The 10,556-nt window shown below is 43.3% G+C and carries 15 protein-coding genes; 6 read left to right on the forward strand and 9 right to left on the reverse strand.

What is annotated here, in order from left to right; translation table 11 throughout:
* Nucleotides 1–162: 162 nt before the first annotated feature.
* Nucleotides 163–531, reverse strand: a complete 369-nt coding sequence (locus tag F6K51_RS10990) for a hypothetical protein (protein ID WP_293020265.1) — start codon at nt 529–531, stop codon at nt 163–165.
* Between the two features lie 97 nt (nt 532–628).
* On the opposite strand from F6K51_RS10990, the gene F6K51_RS10995 reads away from it, so the two are divergent.
* Both F6K51_RS10995 and F6K51_RS11000 read left to right on the forward strand, forming a co-directional pair.
* Nucleotides 629–856: a hypothetical protein gene (locus F6K51_RS10995; protein ID WP_293020266.1), complete on the forward strand. Its 228-nt coding sequence runs from the start codon at nt 629–631 to the stop codon at nt 854–856.
* Nucleotides 857–1,142: 286 nt separating this feature from the next.
* Entirely contained in the window at nt 1,143–1,910 is a 768-nt protein-coding gene (locus F6K51_RS11000; protein WP_293020267.1) for a hypothetical protein, read from the forward strand.
* Nucleotides 1,911–2,316: 406 nt separating this feature from the next.
* Here F6K51_RS11000 and F6K51_RS11005 read toward each other — a convergent pair whose 3' ends face one another.
* Nucleotides 2,317–2,484: a hypothetical protein gene (locus tag F6K51_RS11005; protein WP_293020269.1), complete on the reverse strand. Its 168-nt coding sequence runs from the start codon at nt 2,482–2,484 to the stop codon at nt 2,317–2,319.
* A gap of 712 nt (nt 2,485–3,196) precedes the next feature.
* On the opposite strand from F6K51_RS11005, the gene F6K51_RS11010 reads away from it, so the two are divergent.
* Complete coding sequence (locus F6K51_RS11010; protein WP_293020299.1) at nt 3,197–3,517, forward strand: recombinase family protein; 321 nt, start codon at nt 3,197–3,199, stop codon at nt 3,515–3,517.
* The gene (locus tag F6K51_RS11015; protein ID WP_293020301.1) at nt 3,480–4,148 is read left to right on the forward strand and encodes a helix-turn-helix domain-containing protein; all 669 of its coding nucleotides are present in this window, start codon (nt 3,480–3,482) and stop codon (nt 4,146–4,148) included. Before F6K51_RS11010 ends, F6K51_RS11015 begins: the two co-directional genes overlap by 38 nt.
* Before the next feature lie 137 nt (nt 4,149–4,285).
* Here F6K51_RS11015 and F6K51_RS11020 read toward each other — a convergent pair whose 3' ends face one another.
* The 5 genes from F6K51_RS11020 to F6K51_RS11040 form a co-directional block, all read right to left on the reverse strand.
* A complete protein-coding gene (locus tag F6K51_RS11020; protein WP_293020270.1) occupies nt 4,286–4,414 on the reverse strand; it encodes a hypothetical protein in 129 nt (42 codons plus the stop codon).
* A gap of 102 nt (nt 4,415–4,516) precedes the next feature.
* A complete protein-coding gene (locus tag F6K51_RS11025) occupies nt 4,517–5,863 on the reverse strand; it encodes a transposase (RefSeq protein WP_293020271.1) in 1,347 nt (448 codons plus the stop codon).
* Nucleotides 5,864–5,943: 80 nt separating this feature from the next.
* Complete coding sequence (locus tag F6K51_RS11030; protein ID WP_293020272.1) at nt 5,944–6,510, reverse strand: hypothetical protein; 567 nt, start codon at nt 6,508–6,510, stop codon at nt 5,944–5,946.
* A gap of 140 nt (nt 6,511–6,650) precedes the next feature.
* Nucleotides 6,651–7,565: a DUF1822 family protein gene (locus tag F6K51_RS11035; RefSeq protein ID WP_293020274.1), complete on the reverse strand. Its 915-nt coding sequence runs from the start codon at nt 7,563–7,565 to the stop codon at nt 6,651–6,653.
* Between the two features lie 36 nt (nt 7,566–7,601).
* A complete protein-coding gene (locus tag F6K51_RS11040) occupies nt 7,602–8,258 on the reverse strand; it encodes a hypothetical protein (RefSeq protein ID WP_293020276.1) in 657 nt (218 codons plus the stop codon).
* Nucleotides 8,259–8,445: 187 nt separating this feature from the next.
* Here F6K51_RS11040 and F6K51_RS11045 point away from each other — a divergent pair, with 187 nt between their 5' ends.
* The gene (locus F6K51_RS11045) at nt 8,446–8,631 is read left to right on the forward strand and encodes a hypothetical protein (protein WP_293020277.1); all 186 of its coding nucleotides are present in this window, start codon (nt 8,446–8,448) and stop codon (nt 8,629–8,631) included.
* Here the strand turns inward: F6K51_RS11045 and F6K51_RS11050 are convergent.
* On the reverse strand, nt 8,628–8,807 hold the full coding sequence (locus tag F6K51_RS11050) for a hypothetical protein (RefSeq protein ID WP_293020279.1): 180 nt from the start codon (nt 8,805–8,807) through the stop codon (nt 8,628–8,630). The two genes, F6K51_RS11045 and F6K51_RS11050, sit on opposite strands and share 4 nt — an antisense overlap.
* Nucleotides 8,808–8,891: 84 nt before the next feature.
* Between F6K51_RS11050 and F6K51_RS11055 the strand changes: the two genes are divergently transcribed.
* Complete coding sequence (locus tag F6K51_RS11055) at nt 8,892–9,884, forward strand: BadF/BadG/BcrA/BcrD ATPase family protein (protein WP_293020281.1); 993 nt, start codon at nt 8,892–8,894, stop codon at nt 9,882–9,884.
* 40 nt (nt 9,885–9,924) lie between these two features.
* Here F6K51_RS11055 and F6K51_RS11060 read toward each other — a convergent pair.
* The coding region (locus tag F6K51_RS11060) for a DUF4351 domain-containing protein (RefSeq protein ID WP_293020283.1) at nt 9,925–10,556 on the reverse strand (632 nt) is incomplete at its 5' end.

Genomic DNA, 10,556 nt, shown 5'->3' on the forward strand with positions numbered 1-10,556 from the left:
TGTATATAATAGCCTATGGTGTTGATATGCGATTATTAATGCTAATAATTCTAAGTATCCTGGTTATTGTATCGGAGCTGGGGAGGGAGCGATCGCCTTTGGCGATCGCTGAAAGGGGCTGCCCAAGGCCAGATCGCCCCCAGAATTCTTATACATAACCACTTAACGAGGGGATGAACTTAGCTGGCTGGTTTCCTCAGTTTCTTCTTCTTCGGTATTGTCATTTGCTGCACTACTTTCTCTTGTGTCTATTTCAGTTGTTATCGTGATTCCCTCGACGCTGATCTCTAACTTGTTAATATATTGCCCTTTGAACATAGATTTTGCAATCATGTGAGGTCCTAGGATAAATATTATAGATACAGATATCACCAGGAAGGCAATTCCCCTGATGGAAAATTGCCTTACTACTGGGGACTCACCGTTTTTATCAGTTGTTGGGGTTGTGACTACAGTAGTTTTGTCTCGATTCTGTTGCGTATTATTCTGTGCCTTAAAAGTGCTAGTAAATTGCTTTAGTAAGTTGGTCATGGTTTTGTCCTGATGCTTGATTGCTTATAACACCATCCTAGATTTTGCAGATGGGTGTATCAAGCCCAGTAAAGGACAGATAAAGGACAGATAATAAGTGTCTTTTTCTAACTTCTTGAGTGACAGTTTCGGATCAATAAGTGTCCTTTTCTGTCCTTCTGAACAAGGACAATCACACGGATTGATTATCTGTCAAAAGGGCAAGCCTCGTAGCTTTAGTGCCAGTTCTGAAGGAATAAGGCGTCTTAACCAAGCTAGAGCCAGTGAAACAGATGACGAAGGTAAGCCCCTAACTTATGAGCGCCTTGCACCAAGAGCAAACTGAGCGCTAAAATAGTTCAGCAACAGTAAAGCAAAGATAGATAAGTGTCCTTTTCTAACCTCTTGAGTGATAGTTTTGGACTGATTGACTGACTTTACTTCTAAAACCCTTGATTTTACCTAGAGCAGTGGAGCGGTAGTGAAACCCAAGCAAACCCTTGCCAGCGTTAGATTTCACTATGTTCCACCCAACCTACTAAGCCAGAAAAGTCAGTCAAGCAGCAGTTTTGGATCAATAAGTGTCCTTTTCTGTCCTTCTCAACAACGACAATCACACGGATTTGTTATCTATGAATAAAAAGCGCAACCGTGATAGCGTTAGTGCCAGTCCTGAAGGAATAATGCGTCTTAAGCAAGCTAGAGCCAGTCAAAGAGATGACGAAGGTAAGCCCCTAAGTTATGAGGGCCTTGCACAAAAAGCCCAGATCAGCAAGAAAACAGTTGAGCGCTTCTTCAACCAAGAACGTGTGGATCGGGGTTATGCGAGCGCAATTATCCAAGCTTTAGGTCTAAGAGAGGAAGATGTACTATATCTAAAAGAATCCTTAGTATTAGAATCTATAGAACCAATCCAAGCCAAGGATACAGGAGACTCGGAGCGTCCGGGGGAGTTCATTAAGGGAGTAGAGACAGCACTAAGTGAGTTGAAAAAAGGTGAGGAGGCTAGCCTTGAAGCTATGGAATGGCTCAAGGCTAACCGAAAAGCGTTATCCCAAGAAGCTGCTGAAGCAGCTTTAAGGAAGCATTATGACCAGAATCCAAACAATGTAGATACAGATTACTCAGGGGATATTGAGGTATTTTCTCAAGAAATCATAAAATATTTGCAGTTGATATATGACTGTTTAGACGTAGGAGATTGGGAGATGATGGATAGAGCAATACAGGAATCCAAGATTCCTGTGAATAGGGATTTACAGCTTTATGTAGATGCACTAGATTTTATTAAAAACAAAAAAGTTAGTCTAAGTTTTGCTCCTGAAAAAGCTAAACAACTAACCCTTTGCTTGGACTATCTAATCAAGATAATTCCTATAAGATTATCAGCCTACTTTTGAGTTAACGCTTCTATAAAAAATGTGAGATTTTTCCAGAAATGCTTACCAGTATTCATTCTCATACTTTAGCCGAAGCATTCCTGTCATTTTGTTTTTTTTCTTGCTTAATTTTTTCAATTAGTAATTATAAAATTTCTGCATATTATGGAAATTATTGAATAAGTTTATTTAAGTGATCAATGAATTTGTCTTGACGAAGTTGTGGCATTTTTAGTCTTTTATTCTCTGCTTTGTATAAGTTTGCTATAGCTAAGCTAGCTTCAATTAAATTATAAAATCTAGGAAAGTTAGGGGCACCTAACTAAGTGTCCCTAACTTTCCTTTTCTGTCCTTTTATAGTTAATTTAGTTTTTCACTAAATTTTGATTAAATTTAAATTTAATCAAAATTTAAATGTAGAATAGCCTTATTTCCAATCATTATTATTATCAAAGTTTTTGAGTTTTGCTTTGATTTGTTCTTCTTTTCCTTGTTCAAGTTTATCAATCAATAATTGCAAAATTTCGGCATATTCTTTGTAAGTTTCTTTAAGCTTTATTAATGCCTTGATAAACTTCTGGTTAGGTAGTGTCATCTTAAATTACTTGTGTTTTGGTTTTGGAATAAATAACCCTGGTTTGCCCCAAGGGACAATCAATACCGGGTACATGATAAATTATCCAGAAGTGATTTCTGGTTTTCCATATCCTATAAATTTTTTCTGGATTCAAATCAGATATCCGGAAATAGCTAAAGTTTTTTTATAACCCCTAACTGTAGCCAATCTCTGCAGTAACCCAGTGGTAAATGCTCATCAGTTACATTACTCTTGACGGAACTAATCACACATAAGTTCCACCATTGTCCCTGGAAGCTATCCCCTCAAAACCCCAACGTCTCCACCGCCCTCCCCTTAACCTGCTCCTAGAGAGGTTGTCAAAGATTTTTCCAAAAAAAACTGTCAGGTATTGACCACAACGAGACCATCACACTGGTAAAACCGGTTACAAATAATAAACGAGATAAACCAATAATGCTCTGACTATTGATGTGAGGTAGCATTAAATAATCAAATCATTGATTAATCGTTGATACCACTTATTTTTGACTATACTAGTAATAGTAAAATTAAGCGGTTATTAACGAGAGATGTCACGCCGAATAAAGCCGCCACAATTCAAGGAGTCAACTCAAAAACACTTAGGTGATGGGAAACAGAAGCCAGGCTCAAAGCAATCAGGAAGCCAAAGGGTCAAAGACGCTACAACCTTGAAGAAATCGAGGAGGCAGCAGCAAAACCCTGACCAATTGTCACTGTTTGCTATGCGCGGGTCTCAACTTATTCCCAGCGCGATGATTTTGAAAGACAAGCTGAACTACTACGTTCAAGATTCCCAGAAGCAAAACACATATCAGAAATTGGCTCCGGACTCAATTTTAGGAGGGGACAAGTCCTCGCCATTCTGGACAGATTTCTCCGAGGCGATCTCCAATGCCTTGTGGTTGCCCACCCAGACCGATTGCTCAGATTTGCCATCGAACTGGTTAGATGGCTGTGTGAAAAAAATCAGTGGCAACTCATGGTTTGGGGTGAGTGCAAGCTCAGCAAGGAGCAAGAATTGGTCTAAGATCTGCTGTCCATCCTCCATTGCTTCAGTTCTAGGCTTTACGGATTGGGAAAATACCAAAAGAAATTCCGGGAAGCGTTACAAGCAGACAAAAAGGCACAGCAACTCCCGAAAATCCACCAAACTAGCACCAAACAGTGTTAGGAAAATCAGGCTGTATCCAACTGTTGAACTGCACAAGGTTTGGAAACAATGGTTGGCAGCCTACCGGCAAGTTTTTAACTGGGCACTGGAGCAGTTAAAAAACGGGTTTAATCTCAAAGATGACCTCCAAAAAGCCTACCGAAACAGTTTGGCAATACCAGATTGGGTTAGGGAGTTACCTGGGCATCAAGCTCAAGAAGCTTGCGATGAGGCGATAGACGCCTACAGGCAAGGGAAAGCTAATGGCGGTGAAGCCAAGTTCAAGTCCTGCCGAAGTAAATCTCAAACCATTCAGTTCAACTCCAATTCCCCTCCCGTTATAGCCCTTAGACAAGCGCGGGAGGGGAATTGGACATCGAATTTGTTGCGTATCCTAAATATTTCCGCTACAACAAATATATTATTACGCTCTATTGAGTGTCGGTTTAAGTGCAAGCTGAAAAGCCTCTGCTGGAAACTTAAATCAACAAAAACCTTAAAAAAGTAAGCCCAATGATTTTTTTTATTCGGAGGGTGTAGAGGCTGTTTTGCTCAGCCGTTAAGGGTTTTCTACTCTTAAGAATCCCAGCTCCTTTGGAGCCGCTACGCGAACACTATAATCGCTTGATGAGCGTGATGGGAATGTCAAAACTGCTGATTCAACTCCGATGCCTGGGGTTCCTGCCGCCAGGTAATTTGTGCCCCCGCCTGACCCGCCAACTCTTCCAACGCCTGCTGATCAGCTTGCTGGTTAAGATTGGCACCCTGACCCAAAATTGCCAGAATTATAACCTTGCCCTTAGGAGTAGTCTGCCGGTTAAGGGGGTTGGGACAATCGTAATGAAACTTCCCCCACCTGAACGAGGTGGGGGTGTCCTATGCTAATCTAGGGCGAGCCGTAGCCCACAGATCACACAGAGAAGCCCAGCTTCTAGGCGGTCGTCCAAAACTTTTGCTGGAACGACCCTCACTACCATTTCTGTGAGTGAGTTTAAGCACGCCTCTAGCACCGATGTTGTAAGCACCGTTTAAATCGGCATTGAACCGCTTACCTGAGGAGAAGGTTGCTAGGGCATAATTCTTTGAATCACGCTTGACCTTGCCGGAGCCATCAAAGGCGAGTTTGGAGGTGTAAGCCGCCACAACTTCTATTACTTTTCCACCTAACTCAGCCCATTTCTCAAGCGTAAAATCGCGAATTTTTGCCTTTAGCCATCCATGGAACCTTTGCCGGAGGTTAGACCTTTTCCTTCCACCTTTTGGCTTCCATCCCTTAAGGTTCTCAAAAACAATCGCCTCAGAGTTAAACTGATCAGCAATCTGAACAATTCGCTTAGAAACGATGTGGCCAATTTGGTTGTTGATTCGTGCGGCTTTTTGATAGGTTTTAGAGCAGAAACCTTTATGGAGTTTTCCACCCTTTCCCATCGTCTTAGATGCCCGTACAGATACAGATTTTAGTCGCTTGTCCCTGCGGTCTATGTCTCTACCAGGATGAATAAACTCCCTATGGATTACAGTTCCGCTGTGGGTTACGACTGCTATTGTTGCGGTGGTATTAATCCCTAGATCTACCGCAGTTACGTTGGCTTCTGGTTTCCGTTTTTCTGGTTTGCAGTTAAACGGAACCGATAGATGACAGTACCTTTCATTGAAAATCAACGAAGGGGACATCATCTTATTACTAGCCACCTGATGTCTTTCCCTTAACCCAGTGATTTGGACACCAGTCCAAATCCAATCAGATCCATTAAATACTTTGATTTCGACTTGATCAAAACCGTGTAATTTGTAACACTGCCCCTTGTAGAGGGCTGGGTAACAACCAGTATTAGCATTTAACCGTGGAGGACTAGCATTGCGTCGTTTCCGTGTACCCGACCGCCATTCGCTGTAACGGGTCACATAACTACTAACAAGACCCGCTGCAAATGCGATTGCTGCACGACGGTAATAACTGGGAAATTTGTAAAAGGCTTTATTGAATTGGGGGTATTTGATGTCGGGGCGCTTGGCTGTTTGATGCATCAAGCGCTCAACAGCAGGAGTCAGCAGATCTGCTGTCAAAGAACCTAGATCAGACCAGTGAGTATAAATAATGCCAACCAAATATCGACAAGCACGGCGATACACCTTAACCGTTTCCCCGAAAAGTAGTTTTTGATCGGGAGTTGGGTTAAGTTGCCACTTATCGGTTCTTATGATTTTAGTCGGCGTTTTCACTGGCCTAAAAAACTGGTTTATAGTTAGTATTTTAGCCTAGGAAAAGTAAGACGGCAATCATGTAATTTTCCTTTTAGATATTAGCGACTAGTAACGGCCTGCTCCTTAACCCCCACCTGGCAAGCCGTTCGCGTAGCGTGGCCATAGGCCAGGTGGGGGAATGCGTTGCTAATTTGTTCAATCGCACTCAGGGCAACGTCCGCCTGGGCTTCCGCCAGTAAATCCCAGCGGTGCCAGGGAAACCGACGCAGCCAGGGATTATTGGTCTGTAACAGAAGTTGAAATTTTTTCCCCGAGCCCAATAACTTATCCCGAATCGAGCGAAACTCTGGGTCAGTATTGAGCCAGTGATTAAGACTCTCTTCCAAAACCTCAGCTGCTTGCCGACAAGCCGCAAAGGCTTCCCCCCGCTGGGATGAATTGGTCACCTGTTCGGGATTGGCACTCAGAGCACGAAATAGCATTTCCAAACTCAGATACCGTTGCTGCCAATGGCGATAACAGTTGAGTAAGTCTCGATTCCCCGACAACCGCCCTTTTATCCGAGTTTGGGACGGAGAATGAAGATCCCCTTGCCGAATTTCCAGGGTGGCATCAAACCCTTGGTCAATTTCTCCGTCTAATATTAACGTTAACAGCCTCTTCATTGATCTATGTTTGAAAATTTTAAGTACGTAGGGTGCGTTAGGGGCGGACTTGCCCAGATTTTTCCCCTCATAGCCAGCATTGGGATAGTCCGCCCCGTAACGCACCACCAGCATTGGGATAGTCCGCCCCTGACTTTAGCTCAAACCTGAAACCTTTCCGTTACACTAGCTTCACCTAAAGAAACCTGAATTCCGAAGTCATCTCCCCGTTGGGCATTAAACTGATATTGGATGAATTCATCATTACTTCTGGCGGTTACTTCGGTAAAAACATCACCGGTTGCAGTCAGTACCGATAGTTTCAAATTCGGAGGCAAGGTTAGTGCTTCACCGTTGGGATAAACTTGGGCTCGAACGCTGGCAGTTTCCTTGTCAATTTTTCCGACAGTAATAATTAAAACGACAGGATTACCCGCTAATTCTAGCCCTAAATCAAATAAATCAATTGGTTTAGCTCGTTGTTGCTGGTATTCGGTATTTCTAAATGCTGGTCTAAGTTGTGGAGACAGCAAATCGGTAACCGACTGCCAACCTACTTGAAAATTACCTTTCAACCATTCCCGTAAGTTCACCACATTTGATTCCAGCTCTGGTAATTGGTTAATTAACTGCTCAAGAGACTGGATTTTACTAATCTCCAAGCTTCCTTCCAGTGCAGTTTTAGCAAATCCTAGCAGTTTAGCTTGATTACTTGATTGATTAATTTCTACTACCACATAACCAACTCGGTCTTGCCGACTTTCTGGCGGTATGTCACAAACTTGGTCACCAGGTAAAACAGGACGACATTCCAATTTACCCCAATCTTTAACCATCAAGTCGGATACATTCATCAGCGATCGCAGGGCTGGATTACTGCTATCACTTGCTGCTAAATCAGTTTCTACTTCCATACACTGTAAGTAGAAATTTACCGCATAAACCGCTAATGTATTTAGGTAAACGTCTTGAGCTTTGTCCGGTTCGTGTTGTTCCTGACTAAAGGTTTCTGCATCCTGATACCATTTTCTGGTAATAGGCACAGAAAATGCTAATTTTTCCGTTAAGTTATTCATTGTTACTCTCTCGATACATTGAATCTTGTTTGTGAGTTATTCCTGCAAGTATTCCTTAAACGTGTCAGCAAAATACTTGCAAGAGCGCCAGTAGAAACTTTGCACCGTTGACCATTGCTTTGGCTTTAACCCAACCGCAACAGCAGTCTCTTTCCAACTCTTCCGGTCTAGGTATAAAAGAGCTATAGTTCTGAAGTTGGCTTTAGGATGTCCTTTAACGTGTTTGCTGGCAAACAGCCCATCAGAGTCTTCTTCAATACACTGACGTATAAGCTGTGAAGGTAACGGAGTGTCTTCTGGTTGGGCAACGGTATCTAAATAGGTCATACCTGATTGATTGACTTTACCCCCATCGGAAGAGTTTATTGGTGCATCTAGGGAGTACACCCGTCCCTGTTTGGTATGTCGTTTCTTGGCATCAATCAACCGCCACTTGAGGACACTATTAATCCAGTTAATCACCGGACCTCTCGGTTGATAAGTGTCAATTTTTCTACACAGATACCACCAAGTCTCTTGAAGTGCTTCATCGTAAACCTCCTGGGGGGTGTCATATCTCCTGCGAGATAATTTGCCGGATGCTTGAATCATTTGAATCAGCCGAGTCAGGGCTAGACGACGGTCACAGCTTTTTGGGGAATGCTTTTGAGCCTTCAAAGCTAGCTGTTGCAGTCGTTCCTCCAGTGCGTCCATGGGTTAACTCCATCTCAATCCATCTCCTGGATGCACCTTTCTAAATAACTAACGGTGGCTAACCCTGGATTCTATGCAAAGTCGGAAAAAATTTTTTAAATGGGCTCTCTAGGGGGATTTGGCATGGAATGGCTATTTGGAGAGAGTTAACAAAAACAGATGAGGCTGTTGTTTTTTATCCCTGCCCATGTACAATCGTAAAACCATCAAGCGTTGGCTCGTCGGACTTATTGCTATTCCTTTAATTTGGTCAGCCTACTCCGAGTATCAAGGTAAACCCTTTACCCAAGCCAGGGATGTGATCAATTCCCTGGTGCAAGTCACGGTATTAGTGGATGCCCTTCTCAAGCCAGAAGACTCAGATAACAACTAATTGTTGGTTTTTAGCTGGTTTTGAATGCGATCGCTAAACTGGCATCTTAGTAGAACTGGCATCTTGCCAGTTTCATTTCTTTGCTGATGTGGAACTGGCATCTTGCCAGTTTCATGTATTTCATCTTGGGTAGAACTGGCATCTTGGTAGAACTGGCATCTTGGTAGAACTGGCATCTTGGTAGAACTGGCATCTTGCCAGTGTCAATGTGCGTAGAAATGGCATCTTGCCAGTGTTTCATTATAGTCAACTAACTATACATGACAAGCTGTGTAATCGGAATAGATGGCGGTGCCAGTAAAACCCTTTGTGTAGTCCTCAACCACCAAGGTCAAGTCCTAGGTCGAGGAGAAGCCGATGCCTCCAATTATCACACCGTTGGTATCAACACCGCTTTCGCCTCCATAGAATCAGCTATTCGCCTCGCCACCCAACAAGCTTTCGCTAAACTATCCATGGAATCCGTCACAGTGGAAGCCATTTGTTTGGGATTAGCCGGTGTTGGTCGTCCACGAGGTAGAGAAGTGGTGCAAGGCTTCGTCCAACAGTTGTTGTCAAGTCAGACAATTCCCGTCACTTGGGCATTACTCCCCTCTAATGTTGTTATTTGTGATGATGCTTTGATTGCCTTAGTGGGGGGAGTCGGTAAGCCTGTGGGAGTTGTTGCGATCGCAGGCACCGGCTCAATTGTTTTTGGACGCAATGCCCAGGGAAATACCAAGCGAGTTGGTGGCTGGGGACATATCCTAGGAGATGTTGGCAGTGCCTATCACATTGCCGTCTCTGGATTACGAGCCGCTATCAACGCCTATGATGGCTTTGCAGTAACTAGTCTAACAACAACTAGTCTTCAGGAGCGCTTCACCACCCATTTTAACTTATCAAACTTCAATTATATCACAGATATCATCTATCGGCAAGGGTGGGGTGTCAAAGAAATTGCATCCTTAGCGCCAATTGTGGATCAAGCAGCCGCTGAAGGCGATCAGGTAGCCATTAGCATTATCGAAGATACAGTTAATCAACTAGCAAAAGCTACCCAAGTTGTAATTGAAAGCGTCTTTACCCCTGACTCACAATGTGAGGTAGTAACCACCGGAAGTGTCTGGCATGGTCTTTCCTCAATCCGTCACCGATTTGAATCATCCCTTGTCATGCTTAGCCCTAATGCTAACGTGATTTGGCCTCGCTATGAGCCTGCTTATGGTGCCGGTTTGTTAGGGTTGCGGAGTCTAGGCAATAGGCAAGAGTAACCCACCCCTAACGGTCGAGGTGGGGTGTGGCACTATTTAATTACTGGGGCAAATGTTGAGTAAACTCATCTAGGGAGTTAACCGTTAATGCTGTTGCCATCAACTCTTCTAGTTGTTCGAGAGTTAAGGCTTGAATTCTGACGGATATCTCTGAAGGAATCTCTGAAAATCGCAGTTTAAGGATGCGCTCTAAACTGCCTCGACGTTCTTGTTGGATGCCTTGTTCAATCCCTTGTTCAATCCCTTGTTCAATCCCTTGTTCAATCCCTTGTTCAATCCCTTGTTCAATCCCTTGTTCAATCCCTTGAGCAACACCCTCTTGTAAAATCTCTTGATACCAGGGTGATTCCCGTAATACTGTCATATCCCACCTCATGATTTGTTGAATTAAGGGTATCTCTAAAACAAAACTAGCAAAGAACGCTAAGAGCGGTTCTAGTTGATTCAAAGTTTGATCCGCTCGTAGAGCCTGCACCGCTGACCGCAATTTCGATTCACTACCACCTCCAAATAAGATCGGGACAAATGGAAATAGGGGAGGTAATGGTTGTTCTAATACTAATTCAGCCTCTACTTCCCACAGATTAATTACCCGATAATCTTGACGAGCCTTTAATCCCATGAATTCCCTGTCGTAGCAATTTTCAATAGTAACCGTGGTTGGAGGTGGCA

This window comes from Moorena sp. SIO3I8, from assembly GCF_010692325.1.
Lineage (GTDB): Bacteria > Cyanobacteriota > Cyanobacteriia > Cyanobacteriales > Coleofasciculaceae > Moorena.

What these genes read in the sequence shown, in the direction of transcription:
- F6K51_RS11055 (WP_293020281.1), top strand. Translation starts at nt 8,892, where the DNA reads ATGACAAGCTGTGTAATCGGAATAGATGGCGGTGCCAGTAAAACCCTT.
- F6K51_RS11030 (WP_293020272.1), bottom strand. Translation starts at nt 6,510, where the DNA reads ATGAAGAGGCTGTTAACGTTAATATTAGACGGAGAAATTGACCAAGGG.
- F6K51_RS11005 (WP_293020269.1), bottom strand. Translation starts at nt 2,484, where the DNA reads ATGACACTACCTAACCAGAAGTTTATCAAGGCATTAATAAAGCTTAAA.
- F6K51_RS11035 (WP_293020274.1), bottom strand. Translation starts at nt 7,565, where the DNA reads ATGAATAACTTAACGGAAAAATTAGCATTTTCTGTGCCTATTACCAGA.
- F6K51_RS11040 (WP_293020276.1), bottom strand. Translation starts at nt 8,258, where the DNA reads ATGGACGCACTGGAGGAACGACTGCAACAGCTAGCTTTGAAGGCTCAA.
- F6K51_RS11045 (WP_293020277.1), top strand. Translation starts at nt 8,446, where the DNA reads ATGTACAATCGTAAAACCATCAAGCGTTGGCTCGTCGGACTTATTGCT.
- F6K51_RS11050 (WP_293020279.1), bottom strand. Translation starts at nt 8,807, where the DNA reads ATGCCAGTTCTACCAAGATGCCAGTTCTACCAAGATGCCAGTTCTACC.
- F6K51_RS10990 (WP_293020265.1), bottom strand. Translation starts at nt 531, where the DNA reads ATGACCAACTTACTAAAGCAATTTACTAGCACTTTTAAGGCACAGAAT.
- F6K51_RS11000 (WP_293020267.1), top strand. Translation starts at nt 1,143, where the DNA reads ATGAATAAAAAGCGCAACCGTGATAGCGTTAGTGCCAGTCCTGAAGGA.